This is a genomic window from Mycolicibacterium mageritense (assembly GCF_010727475.1).
Taxonomy (GTDB): domain Bacteria; phylum Actinomycetota; class Actinomycetes; order Mycobacteriales; family Mycobacteriaceae; genus Mycobacterium; species Mycobacterium mageritense.
The window spans coordinates 5249954-5271924 of the sequence record NZ_AP022567.1 but is presented as its reverse complement, the minus strand read 5'-3'; the positions used below and the strand labels follow the sequence as shown (position 1 = coordinate 5271924).

The following is a 21971-nucleotide window of genomic DNA, read 5'->3' as shown; positions in this document are numbered from 1 at the left end:
TCACGCCATCATTCCCGATCAGTACGCCGGCGTCCGTCGGATCTGCACATCGGGAAAGGCCGGAACGTCGAACCTGGTGTGCACGACCGTTTCCGTGCACGTCCGTTCGGCGTGGGCGGCGATCTCGGCCAGGGTGGTCACCCACATGCCGTCCATCGCCTTGACAGTCTCGATCAATTGTTCCAGCGCAGCGGCTTTCGACGGGCGACCGGAAATGAACGGATGGTTGGTGAGCACGAAGCAGCCACCTTCGCGGTGGTGCGCCTGCGCTTCCAGCGTCCACATCTCGAGTACCTTCGCGGGACTTTCGATGACCCCGCTTCCGGTCACTCCGGGATAGAACGCGTACTGCTCCCAGTCGTCGAGAGCCCAATCCACCGGAATTTCGATCAAGGTCTGCGCACTACCGGGTTCGACGGCAAAACGGTAGGGCTTGTCTCCATCGAGCAGGCTGGAATCGTAGCGAAACCCGCGCTGCGCCAGCAGCCCCGGCGTGTGCCAGTTGGTCTCCCACCATGGCGCGCGGTACCCGACCGGACGGAGTCCGGCGACGCGTTCAAGGGCATCCAGCCCGCGGTCGAGGTAGCCCGCCTCGGTTTCGGCGGCTATCCCTTGCATCGGTTCGTGAAGGTAGCCATGGTGCCCGACCTCGTGCCCACCGTCGATGATGGACTTGACCGTGCTCGGGTAGCACTCTGCCGTGAAACCGGGGATGAAGAACGTGGCGCGGACGTCCTGGCGTTCGAGCAGGCGCAGCAACCGGGGTACCCCGACGCGGGGACCGTAGGCCTGATGGCTCATCAGTGACATCCGCGCGGCCGAGCGCGGATCATGTGCCAGTACACATGATTCCGCGTCGACATCGAAAGTAAAGGCGGCCGCTGCCCGGTAGCCCTGCGGCCAGGCCAGGTCGTCGCGACCGTGAGGGGTCGGTGCTGTCATTGCGAACTCCTTTGTGCGCAGTGCCATATCGGTGGTGTGATCAACGGGGAACGGCCCGGTAGCTCCTGTACGCCATCGGGCCGAGCGCCGCGTAGGCGGCCGCCGCGACGACACCGCCGGCCAGCCAGGACAGGTCGAGCCCGCCAAGGGCGCGGGATCCGAACCCCTGCATGACTTCCGCCGGCCCGTACATGAACATCCAGGTGGCTGCGATTCCGGCCGCGAAGCACACCATCGTGGCCCAGTTCACGTCTGGCAGGCGGCGCGATCCGATCGGATCGAACAATCGCTGCGCGTCGAGCTGCCTGTTCGCGATGACGAAGTAATGCACCAGCATGATGCCGGCCCAGCTCGCAATCCACGCGACGATCGCACCGAGCCACGTGCTCAGGACCGTGGCCAGGCTGGACTGGAAGATGAAGAATATGACCGCCGCCAGCGCGAACACCCCGACGAACAGATTGAGCTTGCGGCGGTGCACCTTGACGTCGAGGGCCTGCGTAGCGACGGAGAACGTGTAGATGTTGAGGATGTTGGTCGCTATCGGCCCGTGGATCACCAAGAACAGCACTGGCAATGCCAACGCACCGTAGTTGTCCACGATCAGCCGGCCGGGATCGACTGACCCGTTGGTCGTTGCCAGACTCGCCCCGAGGACTCCCAGCCAGACCACCGGGATGAACTGGCCCAGGGCGCTGGCCAAGTACAGGTTGCGCCTCGGCACCGTGGTGCTGACAAACCGCGAATAGTCAGCGGCATAGGTGAACCACGTGATGCCCCAACCAATTCCGATCACAGTCATCACGGCCGACATGGCTGCGACACGCTCCCCGCCCTGCAGCACCTGACCGGCCGCCCCCGCGTAGGACCAGTCGATGTCCAGGTGGAACCACGCGACGATCGACATCAGGATCAACACTGCCAATGTCGGCGGGACTGTCCATCGCTCGAACGCGGCGATGGTCCGGTAGCCGAACCACGCGATGGTCACCTGGATCGCCATGATCGTCGCGGCCACCATGATCTTCGCGGCGATGTTCGGCGCTTCCGGGTCGACCACGCCGAGCTTGCCCAGCAGCGCCATGACGAGGTCGAGGATGATCCAGGTGTTGACCGCGCACCAGCCGACGGCCAGCGTTGCCTGGATCGCGGCGGGCAGATAGGCACCGCGACGCCCGAAGGCGGCCCGGGAGAGCACCATGCCGGTTACCCCCGTCTGCTGGCCGATGAGAACGAAGACGCCGAACAGCCCCATCCCTACGGCATTTCCGACGATCAGGACGATGAGAGTGTCGCGCAGCCCGAGTCCGAGACCGATGCCCAAGGCACCGAGAACCCAGTTGATCGGCGCGATGTTGGCGCCTGCCCAGATCCAGAACTGGCCTGAAACTCTTGTGGTACGGACCGATTCAGGAATCGGCTGCAGCACCTCCTCGATCTGATGGATGTCGGTTTGCGGCACGGTCACGCTCACATTCTCGGCGGCGGACACTGCCGCAGCTGTCGAATGAGCAGAACCGACGTTCGGAGGGTGATCGGTACTCACGGGAGTGCTCCTGTGCTTCTGATGCCAACCGCCGCCGGGTGCGATCGGCAAAGACCACGGTCATCGGCGGCTGAGCAGGCGGCGGACGCTCGACCAGGGCCACGGGCAACGATCGTGCGAGTCCACCGCGCCCTAGGCTGAAGCCACAATGCAACACTGATGCACTCATGTCAACACGAAGGGACCACGCCACAGTGCGCCGTGGTCTTCACACTTGCGCGTTACTAGGCGATTACCACGGCGTTAAACGCCATAACCGCGACGATTCAACAAGCGCGTCAGCCGAACTCGTTGACATATGACACAGAGCACAGTAGCTTCGCTCAACAGAACAATGTTGCACTAGCTGCAACACATGGTGAACATTCGCTTAGAGGAGTCGGCGTGATCAACCACCCCCAATCACCTGCCGGGCACGCGGCGGGCACGTCGACTGAGGCCGGTCGGGCCGGCACGCCCGGATCCGGTGACCGCGTGCTGACGAAAGTCGTCACAGCGAGCTTTATCGGCAATTTCGTCGAATGGTTCGACTACGCGGTCTACGGCTACCTGGCGGTCGTGATCGCACGGGTGTTCTTTCCCGAAAGCTCTCCGACCACCGGACTACTGGCCACCTACGGCGTCTTCGCGATCTCGTTCATCATCCGGCCAGTCGGTGGATTGTTCTGGGGTCACTACGGCGACAAGGTCGGTCGACGCAACGCACTCTCGGTGTCGATCCTTGTCATGTCGACCGCGACCTTCTGCATCGCGCTGATTCCCGGATTCCATCAGATCGGCTTCGCCGCACCCGTCCTGCTGTTGGTGACCCGCATGGTGCAAGGTTTCTCCGCCTCAGGTGAGTACGCCGGAGCGTCCGCGTTCCTCGCCGAGTACGCCCCTGACCGCAGGCGGGGACTACTGACGAGCGTGGTACCCGCCTCCACCGCCGCCGGGCTGCTTTTCGGATCGCTGCTGGCAGCCCTGCTCACGGCGCTGCTGTCCACAGAGCAGCTCGACTCTTGGGGGTGGCGCCTGCCATTCCTGCTCGCCGCACCGCTGGGCCTGATCGGCCGCTATATCCGCTTCCGCCTCGAGGACACCCCGAAATTCCGGGAAATGGAACGCAACATCAATGTCGAGTCCAACACCCCACTGTCGATCCTGTTCACCGGTCACCGCCGCGCGATCGTTATCGCATTCGGCGCGACGTGCCTGAACGCGGTCGCGTTCTACCTGCTCCTGAGCTACATGCCCACGTATTTGTCGGAACAACTGGCCATCGACGAAACCGATTCGTTCATCATCACTTCGGTCACCTTGGCCTGCTACGTCGTCTTCATCTTCGGCATGGGTGCACTGTCGGACCGGTTCGGGCGCAAGAGAGTCTTGATCGCCGCGTCGATCTGCTTCGCGGTTGGCACCGTACCGTTGTTCAGCACCCTCGGCGCGGTGGGCGTCGTCGGGATTGCACTCATTCAGATCGTGCTCGCGGCGTTCCTGACGATGAACGACGGCACCCTGCCCACATTTCTCGCCGAGATCTTCCCGACTCGGGTTCGCTACAGCGGCTTCGCCTTCAGCTTCAACACCGCCAACGCACTATTCGGTGGAACCGCGCCGTTCGTTGCGACACTGCTGATCACACTCACGGGCAGCAATCTCGCTCCCGCGTGGTATCTCGTCGCGGCCGCACTGGTTGCGATGGCCGCCATGCTCGCGGCACGAGAGACCGCGCGCGAACGCCTCGCCGACTGAACAACATCCATCGTCAAATCAATGGTGTCAGCGGACGCCACCCATGGAAATCGAAAGGAATCACTCATGAACCTCGAGCGTATGAAGCAGATCCCCAACGGGGACAAGGTCGTTCCCACCTTCAGTGCAGAGGAGATGGAGCGCCGCCTGACCGCATTGCGCAAGCAGATGATCACCGACGACCTTGAAGCGGTGGTGTTCACCAGCTACCACAACATCAACTACTACTCCGACTTTCTCTACACCGCATTCGGCCGGCCCTACGCATTGGTGGTGACCCAATACGGCTCCACCACGGTCACTGCCAACATCGATGCGGGCATGCCCTGGCGGCGTACGTTCGGTGACAACGTCGTCTACACAGACTGGCAGCGCGACAATTTCGAGTACTCGGTCGCGCAAGTGCTTGCCAAGCACGGCATCAGCAAGGGCCGGCTCGGTATCGAAAACGACCACATCAACCCCGATCTGCTCGCTCGTATCAGCACCGTACTGCCCGACCTGCAGCCCACCGATGTGGCCGCCGCAACCATGCGGCTGCGCATGATCAAGTCACCCGAAGAGATCGAACTGATCAAGCACGGAGCCCGGATCGGCGACCTCGGAGGTACAGCCGTTCGTGACGCGATCACCGAGGGCATACCGGAGTACGAGGTGGCGATCGCCGGCTCGAACGCGATGATCCGCGAGATCGCCCGCACATTCCCGCACGCCGAACTGCGGGACACGTGGGTGTGGTTCCAGTCCGGCATCAACACCGACGGCGCCCACAACTGGGCCACGAGCCGCCAGGTGCAGCGTGGAGACATCCTGTCGCTCAACTGTTTTCCGATGATCGCCGGCTACTACACCGCTCTCGAGCGGACGCTGTTCTACGGCGAACCGTCAGCAGAACACCTACGGTTCTGGGAGATCAACGTGGAGGTGCACCGTCGAGGCCTGGAGTTGATCAAGCCTGGTGCCGTCTGCAAGGAAATCGCCGCCGAACTCAACGAGATCTACCAGGGTTACGGTCTGCTGCCGAACCGGACATTCGGATACGGGCATTCGTTCGGCGTGCTCTCCCATTACTACGGACGCGAAGCCGGTCTGGAGTTGCGGGAAGACATCGAAACGGTTCTCGAACCGGGCATGGTGGTGTCGATGGAACCGATGATCATGATCCCTGAGGGTCGGGCCGGCGCGGGCGGATACCGTGAACACGATATTCTCGTTGTCGGCGAAGACGGGGCAGAGAACATCACCAAGTTTCCGTTCGGCCCGGAACACAACATCATCGGCGTGTGAGCGCCGCGGCGGCCTTGATCGGCGCCCAGCCGGGTTGACAATGGGAAGCGGGTATCGCGGTAGGAGGACCGGGACGTGGCTGGCGTTGATTCACTCGCGGAGGAGAACGGCGACGCCAGGCCGTCGGCATCAGTGTTGCTCAACGGGCTTCGCGTGCTCGAGTCATTCTCGATCACTGAGCCCGTACTGGGAGTCACCGAGATCGCACGGAAGGTGGACCTCCACAAGAGCAGCGTGTCCCGGATCCTTGCCACGCTGGAGAAGGCCGGTTACGTCGAGCGCGACAACAGCACCGGCCGCTTCCGGCTGGGTCTTGGGCTGATCGCACTGACCGGTCCCCTGCTGGCGAACCTCGACGTGCGCCGTGTGGCACAGCCCGAGCTGGAGGAACTCACCCGGCGCACCGGCGAGACCAGCGCACTCATGGTGTGGAACGGGCACGAGTCTGTGGTCGTCGAACAGGTGCAAAGCCCCCAGCAGGTCAAACACACGGCGTCCGTCGGCACCCGATACGACACCTACCAAAGCTCCTCAGTCCAGGTTTTTCTGTCAGAGATGCCTCGGGCCGAGGTGCAGCGGCTGTTCGACCGACGCCTCCTCGTCGGACCGGACGACACACAAGCAGTCCATGCATATCTCGAAGAGTTGGACAGGGCCCGTGACCAGGGTTACGCGGTCAACGACGGCCGCACCTCGATCGAGGAGGTCGGTATCTGCGCACCCGTCCATGATCATCGCGGTGTGCTCGTCGCGGCAATTCTCCTGTCAGCTCCCCGGTTTCGAGTTCCCCCCACCATGCTCGAACCGATCGGCCGCACCGTCGCCGAAACTGCCCGGCATGTCTCGCAGCGCCTGGGTGGCGGAACATCCAGCCCGAGCAGCTGACTGTCCGCGCGCTACTCCAACACACCCAGCCGCGCGAGGTGATCGGTCAGCGGCTTCGAAGCCGCACACAGGTGTTCGGCCATGGCATCGCGCGCCAGTTGCCCGTCCCTCGCCTTGAGCGCCGCCAGGATCTGGCGGTGATGATGCGTCGACTGCTCGGGCCAGCCTTCGACCGTCGGATACACCGATTCCAGTGCGTACCGGGTGATCTGGGACATCAGCTGTGCGAGTTTCGGTGACTCGGCGGCCCGGTTGACCCCGCGGTGAAACGCATGGTTGAGCCGGACGGCTCCGTCGTGGTCACCGTGAGCGTATGCCTGTTCGAGTTGCTGCTGGATGCGCTCGAGCTCGGCCAGCTGCGCATCGGTGATCTGGTCGGCCGCGCGGCAGGCCAGCTGTCCGCCGATGTGCGCCTGCACGCCCGCCACATCCTCGATGTCACGCCGGGTCACGGGCAGCACCACGAAACCGCGACGCGGCTGCTGGGTGAGCAGCCCCTCCGCGCGCAACCCGAACAACGCCTCGCGTACCGGCGTGACGCTGATGCCCAGTTCGGCGGCAAGCTGCTCGAGGCGGATGTAGTTGCCCGCCGGATACGTGCCATCGAAGATCCGTCGCCGGATCAGTCGCGCGACATCCTCGGCCAGCTGTGGCCGGGCGGCGAAATCGGGTATGGACACGGCTCAGACCCGATAGTCGGACAAGAGACGCTTGCTGATGATGTTCTTCTGGATCTCGCTCGTGCCCTCACCGATCAGCAGGAATGGAGCGTCGCGCATCAGCCGCTCGATCTCGTACTCCTTGGAGTAGCCGTACCCACCGTGGATCCGGAAGCTCTGCTGGGTGACCTCCGAACAGAACTCGCTGGCCAGGTACTTCGCCATACCGGCCGCGACGTCGTTGCGCTCACCGGAGTCCTTGAGCCGGGCTGCGTTGACCATCATCAGATGGGCAGCCTCGACTTTGGTTGCCATCTCGGCCAATTGGAACGCCACGGCCTGGTGTTCGGCGATCGGCTTGCCGAAGGTCTCGCGTTGCTGGGCGTAGCGCACCGCCAGTTCGAACGCACGGATGCCCACCCCACAGGCGCGCGCAGACACATTCACGCGTCCGACCTCGACACCGTCCATCATCTGGAAGAAGCCCTGGCCGGTGACGCCGCCGAGCACGTCGTCGGCGCTGGCGCGGTAGCCGTCGAAGATCAGCTCGGTGGTGTCGATGCCCTTGTAGCCCAGCTTGTCCAGCTTGCCGGGAATGGTCAGCCCGGGCACGACTTCGCCGAAGCCCGTGGGCTTTTCAACCAGGAATGCCGTCAAATTGCGATGTGGCTTGTCGGCCCCCTCATCGGTGCGCACCAGCGCGGCCACCAAGGTGGAACTGCCGCCGTTGGTCAGCCACATCTTCTGACCGTCGATCGTGTAGTCCCCATCCGGCTGCTTGACGGCGCGGGTCCGGATGGCGGCCACATCCGAGCCCAGTTCAGGCTCCGACATCGAGAACGCACCTCGGGTCTCGCCAGTTGCCATGCGCGGCAGAAAGTTCCGCTTCTGGGCGTCGGTGCCGTGCTGACGGATCATGTACGCGACGATGAAGTGGGTGTTGATCACGCCGGACACGCTCATCCAGCCACGAGCCAGTTCCTCGACGCACAGCGCGTACGTCAGCAGCGATTCGCCGAGCCCGCCGTACTCCTCGGGGATCATCAAGCCGAACAGGCCCATGTCCTTCATCTGGTCGACGATGGCCTGCGGGTAGGTGTCGGAATGCTCCAGCTCCTGGGCGGTCGGGATCACCTCCTTGTCGACGAATTGCCGTACGGTCGAGACGATCTCGGTCTGGAACTCGGTGAGCCCCAGGGTCTGCGCGAGTCTGGTCATGACACCCTCTCGAACACTGCGGCCAGTCCCTGGCCACCGCCGATGCACATGGTCTCCAGCCCGTAGCGGACCTGGCGCCGATCCAGTTCCCGGGCCAACGTGGCGAGCATCCGCCCGCCGGTCGCGCCGACCGGATGCCCCAGCGAGATCCCGGAGCCTCGGACGTTGGTGCGCTCGAAGTCGGCCTCGCCGAACTTCCACTCCTTCATCACGGCCAGCGCCTGCGCCGCGAACGCCTCGTTGAGCTCGATCAGGTCGATGTCGCTCAGTTGCAGATCGGCCTTGGCCAGGGCCACCTCGGTGGCAGGCACCGGTCCGATGCCCATGACGTTGGGCGCGACGCCCGCCGATCCCCACGACACCATGCGCACGAGCGGCCGCAGGCCCAGCTCGGCAGCCTTCTCCGGAGTGGTCACGATGCACATCGATGCGGCGTCGTTCTGGCCGCTGGAGTTGCCCGCGGTCACAGTGGCTTCCGGATCCTGCTTGAGCAGAACGGGTTTGAGCTTGGCCAGGGCCTCGACCGTGGTGTCGGCACGCGGATGCTCATCGGTGTCGATCACCGTGTCGCCCTCACGTGAGCGGACGGTGACCGGGATGATCTCCTCGGCCAGCACCCCGGACTCCTGGGCCGCCACCGCGCTGCGATGTGAGCGCACCGCGAGCTCGTCCTGCTCGACCCGGGTGATGCCGTACTCGCGGCGCAGGTTCTCGGCGGTCTCCAGCATTCCGCCCGGCACGGGGTAGAACTGCCCACCGGCGGTGGTGCGGCCACGTGCCAGCCCGTCGTGGATCTGCACGCCGCTGCGGGCCCCGCCCCACCGCATGTCGGTGGAGTAGAACGCCACGTTGCTCATGCTCTCGGCGCCGCCGGCCACCACGAGATCGTTGTCTCCGCTGCGCACCTGCAGGCACGCCTGGATCACCGCCTGCAACCCGGAGCCGCACCGGCGGTCGACCTGCATCCCGGGAACTGTCACCGGTAGGCCGGCGTCGAGCGCGACGACGCGACCGATGGCCGGGGCTTCACTGTTGGGATAGCAGTGTCCGAGAATCACGTCCTGCACCTGCTCGGGCGCCACCCCGGTGCGTTCCAGCAGGCCCTTGAGCGCGGCGACACCGAGCTCGACGGCGGTCAGCGACGCGAACATGCCGCCGTAGCGGCCGATGGGGGTGCGGACCGGTTCGCAGATGACCGCGTCGCGGGTCATACGTGCCGACCGCCGGTCACCTCGAGCACGGTGCCGGTCATGTACGACGACAGATCGCTGGCCAGGAACAGTGCCACCTTGGCCACCTCGTCGGGCTCGCCGGCGCGGCCCATCGGGATCTCGGCCAGCTTCTGATCCCAAATCCGCTGCGGCATGGCCTCTGTCATGGCCGATCGGATCAGGCCGGGCTGAATCGCGTTGACCCGCACGCCGAGGTGCGCGAGTTCCTTGGCAGACGCCTTGGTCATGCCGACGATGCCGGCCTTGGCCGCCGAATAGTTGGTCTGGCCGACCAGGCCGACCTTGCCCGAGATCGAAGACATGTTCACGATCGCGCCGCGCTTGTTCTCGCGCATGATCGCCGCGGCCGATTTGGTGCCGTTCCAGGTGCCCTTCAGGTGCACCGCGATGACCTGATCGAACTGCTCCTCGGTCATCTTGCGCAAGGTCGCGTCACGCGTGATGCCTGCGTTGTTCACCATGATGTCCAACCCTCCGAACCGCTCGACCGCGGCCTGCACGAGCGCCTCGACCTCGGCGGCCGAGGTCACGTCGCAGCGCACCGCCGTCGCTACTTCGGACCCGCCGAGTTCTTTCGCGGCCGCCTCCGTGGCCTCCAGGTTGAGGTCGCCGAGCACCACCCGGGCGCCCTCGTCGATGAAGCGCTTGGCGATGGCCAGGCCCAGACCCTGGGCACCGCCTGTCACCACTGCAGTCTGACCGGTCAGCAACGACACCTGATCACCCAACTTTCGATCCCGGAGGCTCTGTCTGAGCACGATCATATTTCATATACGATATTGGCGACTCATTGCCCCGCGGATCCCGCGCGACGAAATGGAGCTGTCCTGTGACCACCACCGCGGCCACGGCCGAAGTCTGCGACGAGGACTTCGCCGAGATCCTGGCCCAGACCCGCAGCTTCATCCGCTCCGCCGTGGTGCCCCGCGAGAACGAGATCCTGGCCACCGACCACGTGCCCGACGACCTGCGCCAGCAGGCGAAGGACATGGGGTTGTTCGGTTACGCGATCCCCCAGCAGTGGGGCGGCCTCGGCCTCAACCTGAGCCAAGACGTCGAGCTGGCAATGGAATTCGGCTACACATCGCTGGCGTTGCGGTCGATGTTCGGCACCAACAACGGCATCGCCGGGCAGGTTCTCGTGGGCTTCGGTACCGATGAACAGAAAACCCAGTGGCTCGAAGGCATCGCCTCCGGCGACGTGGTCGCCTCGTTCGCGCTCACCGAGCCCGGCGCCGGATCCAACCCGGCGGGCCTGCGCACCAAGGCCGTTCGCGACGGGGACGACTGGGTGATCGACGGCCAGAAGCGGTTCATCACCAACGCACCCACCGCGAATCTGTTCGTTGTGTTCGCCCGCACTCGCCCCGCCGACGAAAACGGCTCAGGTATCGCTGTTTTTCTGGTGCCGGCCGACGCCGCCGGCGTCGAGGTCGGCGCCAAAGACGCCAAGATGGGCCAGGAGGGCGCCTGGACCGCGGACGTCACCTTCGACGAGGTGCGGGTGCCCGGCAGCGCACTCGTGGGTGGCAGCGAGGACGTCGGCTACCGCGCCGCGATGACCTCCCTGGCCCGCGGCCGGGTCCACATCGCGGCGCTCGCCGTCGGCTCCGCGCAGCGCGCGCTCGACGAATCGGTGGCCTACGCCGCCGCGGCGACCCAGGGTGGCCAACCCATCGGCAGCTTTCAGCTGGTGCAGGCCATGCTCGCCGACCAGCAGACCGGAGTGATGGCCGGCCGGGCATTGGTGCGCGACGCCGCGGCCAAGTGGGTGTCAGGGGAAGACCGCCGCATCGCGCCGTCGGCCGCGAAACTGTTCTGCACCGAAATGGCGGGCACCGTGGCCGATCTCGCAGTGCAGATCCACGGCGGCACCGGGTACATGCGCGAGGTTCCGGTCGAGCGGATCTATCGCGAAGTCCGGCTGCTGCGGCTCTACGAAGGCACCAGCGAGATCCAGCGCCTGATCATCGGCGGTGGCCTCGTCAAAGCTCAACAGCGCAAGACCAAGGAGAATCGATGAGCGACCGGCTCGCGGGAAAAGTCGCCTTCATCACCGGAGCGGCCCGCGGACAGGGCCGAGCACACGCGGTCCGGATGGCCAAGGAAGGTGCCGACATCATCGCGGTCGACATCGCCGGCCCGCTGCCGCCCAGCGTGCCGTACGACTCGGCCACCCCCGAGGATCTCGCCGAGACCGTGCGTCTGGTCGAGGCCACCGGTAAGCGAATACTGGCGTCGGCAGCCGACACTCGCGACCACCACGCCCTGCGTGTCATCGTCGACAAGGGCGTCGCCGAGTTCGGCAGGCTCGACGTCATCGTCGCAAACGCCGGCATCACGGTGCCAGAACCGTGGAACGAAACCACCCCGCAATCGTTCAAAGACGTCATGGACATCAATGTCACGGGCACCTGGAACACCGTGATGGCCGGCGCCCAGCACATCATCGACGGCGGGCGCGGCGGGTCGATCATCCTGATCAGCTCGGCTGCCGGCATCAAGATGCAGCCGTTCATGGTGCATTACACCGCGAGCAAGCATGCCGTCGCAGGCATGGCCCGCGCGTTCGCAGCCGAGCTCGGCAAACACAAGATCCGCGTCAACAGCCTGCATCCGGGCGCAGTCAACACCCCGATGGGCACGGGCGACATGCTCGCCGCGCTCAACCGGGCCAACGAGACCAATCCCGGCTTGATGCAGATGGTGACGCCGTTCCTGCCGGACTACGTCGCCGAACCCGAAGACATCGCCGACGCGGCGATCTGGCTGGCCAGCGACGAGTCTCGATACGTCACTGCCAGCCGCGTCGCAGTCGACCTGGGCTCCACCCAGTTCTGATCGCGTCCTCGTCGCCGCGACGCCGGCCGCGCGCGGGCGGTCTCAGCCGATGAAGCGCACGATCGACTCGGCGACGGCGGCGGGTTTGTCCGAGCCGTCGATCTCGACCGTCACGGTCATGGTCGCCTGCACCGCACCGTCGAGCCTGGCCACGTCGGAAACCTGCGCGCGGGCGCGGATCTTGGCGCCGACGCGCACCGGGGTGATGAAGCGAACCTTGTTGTAGCCGTAGTTGATCGCCATGGCGATGTTGTCGACCCGGTACATCTGGTGGGTGAAGTGCGGGAGCAAGGACAGCGTGAGAAGGCCGTGCGCGATGGTGCCGCCGAACGGGCCCCCTGCCGCCTTCTCCGGGTCGACGTGGATCCACTGGTGGTCGTCAGTGGCGTCGGCGAACAGGTTGACGCGGTCCTGGGTGACTTCCATCCATTCGGTCGGACCGAGCTCGCTGCCCTGTGCCGCGACGAACTCGTCGAGCCCGCTGAAGACCTTCACCCTCACTCCTCTCGCACCGGGATCAGAAGACCACGGTCTGATTGCCGAACCGGATCACGCGATCCTCACAGTGCCACAGCACCGCGCGAGACAACACCACCCGCTCCACATCCGCACCCAGCCGCACCAGATCCTCAACGGTGTGGCGATGATCCACGCGCACCACGTCCTGTTCGATGATCGGCCCGTCGTCGAGTTCCCCGGTCACATAGTGCGCAGTCGCACCGACCAATTTGACGCCGCGCTCCTTGGCGCGCCGGTAGGGCGCGGCGCCGATGAACGCGGGCAGGAACGAGTGGTGAATATTGATGAGCGGGCAACCGACCGCGTCCAGGAAATCGGGCGTCAATATCTGCATATACCTGGCCAGCACCACCAGATCGACGTTGCCACGCAATAGCTCCAGGAGGCGCTGTTCGGCCTCCGCGCGATTCTCCTTGGTGGCGGGTACGTACAGATAGGGCACGCCAAAGGCGCGCACCTGTTCGGCCAGGTCGGGATGGTTCGAGATCACCATCGCCACCGTCATGTCCAACTCACCGCGGCGGTTGCGCCAGAGCAGATCGAGCAGACAGTGATCCTCCCGCGAGGCCATGAGCGCCACGCGCTTGGGCTTGGCCGCCTCGGTGAGACGGAAGTCCATCTCGAACGGGCCCGCGACGCGTTCGGCGAACGCGCGCTCCAGCTCGTCTCGCACGGCCGTCAGGCCGGGCAGATGGAAGATCGTCCGCTGCATGAAGGTGCCACCGGACTGCTCGGTGGAATGTTGGTCCAACGACACGATGTTCGCGCCGGCGTCGGTGAGGAACCCGCTAATTGCCGCGACGAGTCCCGGCCGGTCCGCACACCGCAGCAGCAGCCGGCCCATGTCGTGCACCGGCAAGGTGCGTACCAGGGGATATTGCTCAGCCATCAACACCAGATTCTCACCCAACGGCGATCCCCACAGGCGAACCGGGGTACCGCGGCCGACCACGATTTACCGAGCCGCCCATTCGCGTTCACCGGCGTGCAATAGCGTGGTGCCACTACTAGCTGGTGCGGGGACAGCAAAACTAACGCCAACGTCACCCCATATCTTCAAACGACGCACAGGCGATTATCAATTTTTGCTGAACTGCACCAACACCGAATTATCCTTTAACTTTGATCTTGACTGCATTTGCCAAAATCGCACGTACCGGTGCATAAATGCCATCGGTGGGGTTCAAATTCCAAGGCGCCCCCGACAAGCTTTCCGTGCTAGCTGGAATTACATCGGCCTGCGGCGGGATACTCACTTCGTGTATTCGCACGACCTGTGCAGCGCACCAAATATCAGTCGCGCCGATCTGAAGGCGCGGCCGACCGAAGAAATGGACACCGAATGACCGCTCCGCAACTCGATGCCCCAGATCGCTCGCCGCTGACGCTCGACCAGAGCCCGACGTGGTGGGACCAAGACAGCGAATGCACAATCGTCGTGGCCGACCCTCGATCCGAGCCGGAGCTGTGGCAGGAATACGTCCGCGGCGCGCTGGAGAACTACCGCAAGCACGGTGTCGAGCAAGCCCTCGACCTGGATGCGCTCCGCACGGGCGACGACACCACATTGTTCTGCGTCGGACTCAACGATGCCGGCGACGTCGTCGGCGGCCTGCGGGCCAAAGGTCCGTACCGCCACGTCGACGAATGCCACGCCGTCGTGGAGTGGGCCGGCCAGCCGGGACTGGCGGCCGTGCGCAAGATGGTCGCCGATCGGTTACCCTTCGGCGTGGTCGAGATGAAGTCCGCCTGGGTCGGTGACGACCCTCAGCAGAGCCGCGCGCTCACGGTCACGTTGGCCCGTATGTCGTTCCACACGATGGCGCTGCTCGACATCCAGTTCATCGTGGCAACCGCCGCGGCCTATGTGCTCAAGCGCTGGCTGTCGTCGGGCGGTGTTCTGGCCAAAGTTCCCGCCACGCCGTATCCCGACGAGCGCTACCAGACCAAGATGATGTGGTGGGATCGGTCAACGGTTGCCAATCATGCTGACCCTCAGCAACTTTCAGCATTCTACCGCGAGCTCAAATTGGCCGCCCCGCGCATCCTGACGACCGGCAATGTTGACCTCACCGCCGCGGCAGGACGATGATCGACGGCATAGACGACTCGACCTGCACAGCAGTCATCATCGACGGAGACGAACCGTCCGGTGCCGCGATGCTGGCGAGCCTGCGCGCCGATCCCCGGATCACCACGGTCGACACCTGCGGAACGCAACTGCGGTCGTTGGCCGAGTTGACACCCAGGCCCGACGCCGACGTGCTCGACGAGCCGACCAGGTGGGCGTACTACCCGTGGCGCCGCACGGTGGTCAGGATCCTCGGGCCACGCGGGTACCGTCGGCTGCGCCTCGACCGCAACCGCAACCTGATCAGCGCCGCCGAGCAGGGCCGGCTGTCGGGGCTCAAGGTCGGTGTCGTCGGGCTCAGCGTCGGACATGTGGTGGCGTACAACCTTGCCGCCGAAGGTCTGTGCGGGCAATTGCGCCTCACCGACTTCGACGAGTTGGAGCTGGCCAACCTCAACCGGGTACCGGCCTCGGTGTTCGACCTGGGGTTGAACAAGGCCGTCGTGGCCGCCCGCAGGGTCGCCGAACTTGACCCGTACCTCGCGGTGCAGGTGGATCTCGACGGCGTGAGTGCGCGCACGATCGACGATTTCCTCGACGGGCTCGACGTCGTCGTGGAGGAATGCGACTCGCTGGATGCGAAAGTCCTTGTCCGCGAAGCGTGCCGAGCTCGTCGCATCCCCGTCGTGATGGCAACGAGCGACCGGGGCGTGCTGGATGTGGAGCGCTTCGACCTCGATCCCGCTCGACCGTTGATGCACGGGCTGCTCGGGGACATCGACGGCGCACGGCTGGCCGGGTTGTCCAGCAAGGACAAGGTGCCCCACGTGCTGCGGCTGCTCGACGCACCGGAGCTGTCGCCGCGCATGGCGGCATCGGTCGTCGAGGTCGGCAAGACGTTGTCGACCTGGCCGCAGCTGGCCGGTGAGGTTGTGCTCGGGGCGACAGTGATCGCGGAGGCTGTCCGCCGCATCGGACTGGGCGAACCGCTGACCTCCGGCCGGGTCCGTGTCGACGTCGACGCGGCACTCGATGCGATCGAGGATCCGATGGACCGGCAACCGCCTGACGCGGCGCCGCCACCCGCCCCCGCGGACGCACCGTCCGATGTCGCCGATCTCATCGCATGGGCGGCCACCCGAGCCCCGTCTGGTGGCAATGTGCAGCCGTGGCACATCGAGTCGACACGTGAGCGGTTCAGTGTGCGCCTGGTCACCGAGTACACCACGACCATGGATGTCGGCTACCGCGGCAGCGCGGTGGCACTCGGTGCGGCCGCATACAACGCCAGGGTGGCCGCGGCGGCCCACGGCTTGACCGGCGAGCTGCACTGGCATCGCGGCGACGAGGGCACGCCGCTGTACGGGATCATGCGGCTGTCCCCCGGTTCCGACGCCGTCCTCGCCGGCCGTTACGAGCCGATGCTGCAGCGCGAGACCAACCGCGCGTACGGATCGTCGACCGCCATCGCCCCCGACACCGTCGAGGGTCTGCGTGCCGCCGCCCAGGCCGAGGGCGCACGCCTGCACATCCTCGACACACCAACCGATATCGAGGCGGCGGCGAGTCTGCTCGCCGCAGCCGACCGGATCCGCTACCTCACGCCCCGACTGCACCGCGAGATGTTCTCCGAACTGCGCTGGCCCGGTGATCCGGATCAGGATGCGGGCCTGGACGTGATGACCCTGGGGCTCGATCCGGGCGACCTGGTGCTGCTCGACGTCCTGCGCCGGCCCGAGGTGATGGCCAAGCTGTCCGACTGGGACGCCGGAACCGCCCTCGGTGATGACACCTACAAGCGGGTCACGGGCAGTTCGGCCGTCGCGGTGATATCGGTGCAGGGTCGCAGGCTCACCGACTACGCACAGGCCGGCTCGGCGGTCGAGGCGGTGTGGATCAGCGCGCAGCAGCACGGACTGGCCGTCCAGCCGGTCTCCCCGGTGTTCCTCTATGCGCACGACGACGCCGATCGCACCGAACTGTCGCCGGATCACGCCGCGGCGTTGCGTGGCCTGCAGCAGTCCTTCCGCCGACTGACGGCAACCGAACGCGACGAGTCGCAGGCGTTGGTGCTCAGGTTGTCTCACGCACCACGGCCATCGGTGCGGAGCCGACGCAGGCCATGGGCGCGGGCGACCAAGCCCGTGGTCGGCTGAGGGATGGCGGAGGTACCCGTGCCGCGCAGTCTGGAAACGGTTGTCACCAGCGTCGCCACCCAGTTGATGGCGGTCAACGCGGCAACCTCTGTCGAGGTCAGCACGTCGGTACTGGCCGATCTCGTCTCGTATTTCGACGTCGATGTGAGTTTCCTGCGGCACAACGACCACAAGGCGCACGTGACCAAACTCGTGGCCGAGTGGCCACCGCGTCCTGTCGATGTCCACACCGACCCGCTCGCGGTCATCCACTTCGCCGATGCCGACCCGGTCTTCGCGATGTCCGAGAACTACAAGGAACCGGCCGTGTTCCGGCCCGAACCTGCCACCACGGACTATCAGCGCACGATCGAGGCCGGCCGTCATGTCCCGAGCACCTCGATGGCCGCCGTGCCGCTGCTTTCCGAAGACATCACGACGGGGGTGCTCGGCTTCGTCAAATTTGGTGACCGCCAGTGGAGTACCGCTGAGCTCAACGCGCTCAAGGCAATTGCTTCGTTGTTCGCGCAGGTTCAGGCTCGTATCGCGGCCGAGGAACGCCTGCGCTATCTCGCCGATCACGACGATCTCACCGGGCTGTACAACCGGCGCGCACTGATGGCGCACTTGGAGGAGCGGTTGGCGCCCGGCCAGCCGGGCCCGGTCTCGGTGATGTTCTTCGATCTGGACCGGCTCAAGGCCATCAACGATTACCTGGGCCATACCGCGGGCGACGCGTTCATCCGCATCCTGGCCGAGCGCCTGGAGCGCGGCGACGACGAGCCCAAGTTGATCGCCCGACTGGGCGGGGACGAGTTCGTCGTGGTGCCGAGCGTGCCGATGTCGGTACACCGTGCCGAGGCCTTGGCCTATCGGCTGCAGACGGTCTTGCGCGAACGGGTGGCGATCGACGGGGAAATGCTCACCCGCACGGTGAGTATCGGTCTGGCCGAAGGGATCCCCGGTAAAGACTCGACGTCCGAGCTGCTCAGCCGCGCCGACGCGGCGGTGCTGAACGCCAAGAATGCCGGCGGCAACAAGATCGCGGTGTTCTCCGACGCCATGGCGATGGAGATCGACTTCCGCAACGACATCGAATTGCACCTGCAGAACGTGATCGAGGACGGCTCACTGCTGCTGCACTACCTGCCCGAGATCGACATGCGGACCGGCGAGGTGCTCGCCGCCGAGGCGCTGGTGCGCTGGCAACATCCCACGCGAGGCCTGCTCGCGCCCGACTCGTTCATCGGGGTGGCCGAATCGATCAACCTCGCAGGGGAATTGGGCCGCTGGGTGCTCCGGAACGCGTGCGCCGAGTTCGCCCGGTGGCGGGCGAGCGGGGTGGGTAGGCGAATTCTGCTGCGGATCAACGTCTCTCCTGTTCAACTTGTGACCGACGGGTTCGTCGAATCGGTGGCCAACGCCATGGCAGAGTTCGGTCTGCCGCGCGGTTCGGTGTGCCTGGAGATCACCGAAAGTGTTGTGGTTCAAGACATCGAAACCACGCGCACCACGCTGCACGGCCTCAAACGCGCGGGCGTACAGGTCGCGATCGACGATTTCGGCACCGGGTACAGCGTGTTGTCGATGCTGAAATCACTGCCTGTTGACACGCTCAAGATCGATCGCAGCTTCGTGGCCGAACTCGGTTCCAACCCTGGCGATCTGCCGATCGTCCGAGCGGTGATCGCACTGGCAAGCGCGTTCGGCCTACAGCTGGTGGCCGAGGGGGTCGAAACCGAGCGGGCCGCGCTGACCCTGCTGCAGCACGGTTGCTACCGCGCCCAGGGCTTCCTGCTATCCAAGCCCATCCTCGGTAACGAGATGATGGACCTGCTAGCCAAAGGGCGGGTACCGGTGCACTTTTCGACCGCGCCGCGCATGTGACCGGCCGGTCTCCCGCACGTCGTCCTGAACCCGGTTGGACCGGCAGTACGCCGAAGTGCCGCCGGACGCGGCCGGCTCGGGGGCCAACAGCTCGACACAGCCGAACCTGCTCGCGTTGTACCCCACCAGGCCGAACTGCAACGCTCGTCCCGGCTCTGCGGCCGAAGACCCGGCCGAAGGCTGGGCGGAAGTCGAGAACGCCAACCCGATGCGCGCCCGCACGGCGCGGGAACCCTGCGGGGTGTCGATCACCACACCCGCGATCTGTTCCTCTTCGAACACGATGCGCTGCAACGAACAATCGTCGGCGATCTCCACCCGGCCGTCCAGTTGCTCGAGCAGCCAGTCGTTGACCGCCGACGCCGCGCTGGCTCCGTCCCGCGGTTCCACCGCACCGACGACGCGCACCTCGATGTCTTCGCCGGAGCGGGTCTTCATGGCGGTCGTCCCGCGCTCCGTCAACCGCGTGTAGAGCACACCGTACGGCGACGCCAGGCAATGGCCGGTCCACTCACGTAACCGGGATCCATAGAACGGCGCGATCCGCCCACCCGCCTTCAGCGGGCGCGGCTCGCTGACGATGCGGGTCTCCAGGTCGGCGCCCGCTGCGACCGGATCGGCTGCCGCGGCATCGGCGGTCAGCGAATCGAAGTAGTCACGAGTTTGCGGGTCGTCGACCCCTGCGAACAACGCCGGCGTCGCGTCGTCCTGGCTCGGGGGCACGTCGGCCGGCACCGCCGCACGGGCGACCAAGACGTCGGCGCCATCTTCGGCCGCCGCGAGGGCAACGGCGAGTATCCCGAGCCCGGTGCCACAGCAGACGACGTCCACCTCGTCGTCCCAGTCCATCAACGGCTGCCCCGGCGCACCAGCCCAGCGCCACCGAGCTGGGCATTTCCGCCGACCGCACGCCACAAAGTTGGGGTTGCCACAGCCTGTACCGGGATTCGAGGGGGATTGCCGGTACAAGCCATGGCAACGCTTGTGGGACAACCCGGCGCGACCGCAGGCGCCCCCACGGCAGAGCCTGCCGCGGCGCTCGCAGATCGCGGACCGAGAGTTATCACGCTAAGCACCTTACATACCTTTAGAATGTTCTGCACGCGTGGTGAAGACTTCAGGTATTTCGATGCCCAGGCGGACGGGTGACGTCCCGGCCGTGGTGGCCGCATCCGTTGACCCAGATGACAAAATTGCCGTGCCGACGCCGACGGGGCCGCACGCCCAACTCGACGCGCGGCCGAGAAGATTCCGAGGTTACGTGGTGAGTGATCAGCTCGATCGGCGAGCGGACCACACCCGGCTCCAGATCCTGCTCGCCGCGTCGCGGCAGTTCGCGTGCAAGCCGTACAGCCTCGTGAGTCTCGACGACATCCTGGCCGACGCCGAGGTGACCAAAGGCGCGCTGTACTTCCACTTCCGCTCCAAGCACGCGTTGGCCTCGTCGATCGTGGCCCACCATGCCGAGCTCGCCCGCATGTCGGCAGAGGATGTGCTGGCCCGCAAGCTGTCGGGCGTGGAGACCCTGATCGACATCTCCTATCTGATCGCTGTGGACGACATAGGTGAAACCATGGCCCGCGCGGGCCTGAACCTCGTCGAATCGATCGGCCGCACGGACGGTGTCGGCTCCCGGGTAATCCAGGCCTGGGTGCAGGGTTGCGCCGAGATCGGACGCCGCGCGGTCGACGACGGCGACTTCACCGGGGACACCGATCCCGACGACGTCGCCACGCTGCTGGTGTCGATGTACCTGGGGCTCCGCCAGACCAGCGACCTCGACGACCCGGCCCGGTTCCTGGCCGATCTGGAGCGGAGTTGGCGGCTGGTGCTGCCCGGTTTCACCAATCCCGACCGCCAGGGTTATCTCACGCAGTTCATCCGGCGGCGCACGGCGTTGGCGATCAAGAAGGCCACGGCGATCAATCCGGAATCTCCGGTCTCCACCGGTTCGGTCTGACAGGCGGTCGGGGAGACGAAATGGCGCGCCAGGCCAGGTCCGAGGTGACCAGAAAGAAGATCATCACCGCCGCGGTGGACCTCTTCAGCGAAATAGGTTATCCCGCAACCGGCCTCGGCGAGATCATCGAGCGGGCCGACATGACCAAGGGCGCGCTCTACTACCACTTCGACTCCAAGGAAGCGCTCGCGGCGGCCATCATCGACGAAGCGGGTGCAGGCATCCTGGCCACGTTTCGCGGCATCACCGAATCGCCGTCGCCAGCCTTGGAGAACATCATCCACGGACTGTTCGTCGTGACCGACTACACCGACACGGACAAGTTGGCACGGATCGGGATGCAGCTGATGCGCACCTTTACGGGCCTCAACGATGCCGCAGGCCGGGTCTACGCGGACTGGCTCGACGAATTGGTCGAACAGGTCAACCAGGCCGGCGCCGAGGGCGACCTGCGGTCGGGCCTGGACTCCAAAGGCGCGGCGGAGGTGATCCTCGGTTCCATGCTGGGTGCCGAGGCGATCGCCAGCGCCACCTCGACCGGATCGGATCTGCGGCAGCGCGTGGCCCGCACATGGGATCTGCTGTTGCCCGCGATCGTCAACGCCGAGTCACTCGATTACTTCCGGCAGTTCCTGGCCCGCGAGTCACTGCGCCGCTCCGCGACGGACGAGTAGCTCAGAGTTCGTCGACCCACAGTTGTTCGGTCAGATCCTGGAACGTCGCCAACGCCACCGGGTCGTCGCCGCGCAGCAACGCGGACTTGCTCATGCGCGCGCGCACGATCGAATTGTCGCGATGCACGAGGTCGACGACGAGGTCCGCGTGTGCCCGTACCGCCGATATCACCGACTCGTCGACGGGCAGCGAATAGAACACGTCAGCAAACTTCAATTGTTTTACCGAATCCGCGCTGTGTCCCACCATTTCGGCGAATGCACTGTTGGCGAACAGAATGCTGCCGTCCTCGGATATTGCGAGAACGGGAACTGGGAACCGCTCCAAAACCACGAGTGCAGGCATTTGCTGCAGCAGATCCATGGGAGATCGGGCGT

The 21971-nt window shown here is 65.4% G+C and carries 20 protein-coding genes; 10 read left to right on the top strand and 10 right to left on the bottom strand.

Going from position 1 to position 21971, the window contains the following annotated elements:
• Positions 1-18: 18 nt before the first annotated feature.
• Complete coding sequence (locus G6N67_RS25400; RefSeq protein ID WP_036434073.1) at positions 19-942, bottom strand: polysaccharide deacetylase family protein; 924 nt, start codon at positions 940-942, stop codon at positions 19-21.
• Between the two features lie 40 nt (positions 943-982).
• Complete coding sequence (locus G6N67_RS25395; RefSeq protein ID WP_051578830.1) at positions 983-2416, bottom strand: purine-cytosine permease family protein; 1434 nt, start codon at positions 2414-2416, stop codon at positions 983-985.
• Between the two features lie 456 nt (positions 2417-2872).
• On the opposite strand from G6N67_RS25395, the gene G6N67_RS25390 reads away from it, so the two are divergent.
• From G6N67_RS25390 to G6N67_RS25380, 3 genes are all read left to right on the top strand, one after another.
• Positions 2873-4225 carry an MFS transporter gene (locus G6N67_RS25390; RefSeq protein ID WP_229477937.1) on the top strand — a complete coding sequence of 451 codons (1353 nt, stop codon included), beginning with the start codon at positions 2873-2875 and terminating at the stop codon, positions 4223-4225.
• Between the two features lie 66 nt (positions 4226-4291).
• Positions 4292-5512 (top strand): M24 family metallopeptidase, encoded by a 1221-nt coding sequence (locus G6N67_RS25385; protein ID WP_036427888.1) that lies wholly within the window; start codon positions 4292-4294, stop codon positions 5510-5512.
• 75 nt (positions 5513-5587) lie between these two features.
• A complete protein-coding gene (locus G6N67_RS25380) occupies positions 5588-6397 on the top strand; it encodes an IclR family transcriptional regulator (protein WP_036427891.1) in 810 nt (269 codons plus the stop codon).
• A gap of 11 nt (positions 6398-6408) precedes the next feature.
• Here G6N67_RS25380 and G6N67_RS25375 read toward each other — a convergent pair whose 3' ends face one another.
• From G6N67_RS25375 to fabG, 4 genes are read right to left on the bottom strand one after another with little or no spacing between them, the layout of a single operon-like run.
• Positions 6409-7077: a GntR family transcriptional regulator gene (locus G6N67_RS25375; RefSeq protein ID WP_036427893.1), complete on the bottom strand. Its 669-nt coding sequence runs from the start codon at positions 7075-7077 to the stop codon at positions 6409-6411.
• Between the two features lie 3 nt (positions 7078-7080).
• The gene (locus G6N67_RS25370) at positions 7081-8274 is read right to left on the bottom strand and encodes an acyl-CoA dehydrogenase family protein (RefSeq protein ID WP_036427895.1); all 1194 of its coding nucleotides are present in this window, start codon (positions 8272-8274) and stop codon (positions 7081-7083) included.
• Positions 8271-9485, bottom strand: coding sequence for an acetyl-CoA C-acetyltransferase (locus G6N67_RS25365; RefSeq protein WP_036427898.1), 1215 nt, complete (start codon positions 9483-9485; stop codon positions 8271-8273). Before G6N67_RS25365 ends, G6N67_RS25370 begins: the two co-directional genes overlap by 4 nt.
• Positions 9482-10270: a 3-oxoacyl-ACP reductase FabG gene (gene fabG / locus G6N67_RS25360; protein WP_051578398.1), complete on the bottom strand. Its 789-nt coding sequence runs from the start codon at positions 10268-10270 to the stop codon at positions 9482-9484. The genes G6N67_RS25365 and fabG overlap by 4 nt, the downstream gene beginning before the upstream one ends.
• A 65-nt stretch (positions 10271-10335) precedes the next feature.
• On the opposite strand from fabG, the gene G6N67_RS25355 reads away from it, so the two are divergent.
• The gene (locus G6N67_RS25355; RefSeq protein ID WP_036427900.1) at positions 10336-11529 is read left to right on the top strand and encodes an acyl-CoA dehydrogenase family protein; all 1194 of its coding nucleotides are present in this window, start codon (positions 10336-10338) and stop codon (positions 11527-11529) included.
• Positions 11526-12347 carry a mycofactocin-coupled SDR family oxidoreductase gene (locus G6N67_RS25350; RefSeq protein WP_036427901.1) on the top strand — a complete coding sequence of 274 codons (822 nt, stop codon included), beginning with the start codon at positions 11526-11528 and terminating at the stop codon, positions 12345-12347. The genes G6N67_RS25355 and G6N67_RS25350 overlap by 4 nt, the downstream gene beginning before the upstream one ends.
• 42 nt (positions 12348-12389) lie before the next feature.
• Here G6N67_RS25350 and G6N67_RS25345 read toward each other — a convergent pair whose 3' ends face one another.
• The gene (locus G6N67_RS25345) at positions 12390-12842 is read right to left on the bottom strand and encodes a MaoC family dehydratase (RefSeq protein ID WP_036427904.1); all 453 of its coding nucleotides are present in this window, start codon (positions 12840-12842) and stop codon (positions 12390-12392) included.
• A 22-nt stretch (positions 12843-12864) separates the two neighbouring features.
• Positions 12865-13755, bottom strand: a complete 891-nt coding sequence (purU, locus tag G6N67_RS25340; RefSeq protein WP_370466171.1) for a formyltetrahydrofolate deformylase — start codon at positions 13753-13755, stop codon at positions 12865-12867.
• Between the two features lie 453 nt (positions 13756-14208).
• Between purU and G6N67_RS25335 the strand changes: the two genes are divergently transcribed.
• Genes G6N67_RS25335 through G6N67_RS25325 form a run of 3 tightly spaced genes read left to right on the top strand, consistent with a single transcriptional unit; the run spans position 14209 to position 18959 of the window.
• A complete protein-coding gene (locus tag G6N67_RS25335; protein ID WP_036427906.1) occupies positions 14209-14958 on the top strand; it encodes a hypothetical protein in 750 nt (249 codons plus the stop codon).
• Complete coding sequence (locus G6N67_RS25330) at positions 14955-17093, top strand: Rv1355c family protein (protein ID WP_036427907.1); 2139 nt, start codon at positions 14955-14957, stop codon at positions 17091-17093. Before G6N67_RS25335 ends, G6N67_RS25330 begins: the two co-directional genes overlap by 4 nt.
• Positions 17094-17096: 3 nt before the next feature.
• A complete protein-coding gene (locus tag G6N67_RS25325; RefSeq protein WP_036427910.1) occupies positions 17097-18959 on the top strand; it encodes a putative bifunctional diguanylate cyclase/phosphodiesterase in 1863 nt (620 codons plus the stop codon).
• Here G6N67_RS25325 and G6N67_RS25320 read toward each other — a convergent pair.
• Positions 18909-19808, bottom strand: coding sequence for an FAD-binding protein (locus G6N67_RS25320; RefSeq protein WP_036427913.1), 900 nt, complete (start codon positions 19806-19808; stop codon positions 18909-18911). The two genes, G6N67_RS25325 and G6N67_RS25320, sit on opposite strands and share 51 nt — an antisense overlap.
• A 415-nt stretch (positions 19809-20223) precedes the next feature.
• Here G6N67_RS25320 and G6N67_RS25315 point away from each other — a divergent pair, with 415 nt between their 5' ends.
• A complete protein-coding gene (locus G6N67_RS25315; protein ID WP_036427915.1) occupies positions 20224-20919 on the top strand; it encodes a TetR family transcriptional regulator in 696 nt (231 codons plus the stop codon).
• Between the two features lie 20 nt (positions 20920-20939).
• A complete protein-coding gene (locus tag G6N67_RS25310) occupies positions 20940-21593 on the top strand; it encodes a ScbR family autoregulator-binding transcription factor (protein WP_036427918.1) in 654 nt (217 codons plus the stop codon).
• 1 nt (position 21594) lies between these two features.
• Here the strand turns inward: G6N67_RS25310 and G6N67_RS25305 are convergent, their stop codons facing one another.
• A complete protein-coding gene (locus tag G6N67_RS25305) occupies positions 21595-21957 on the bottom strand; it encodes a PAS domain S-box protein (RefSeq protein ID WP_179976875.1) in 363 nt (120 codons plus the stop codon).
• Positions 21958-21971: the final 14 nt, after the last annotated feature.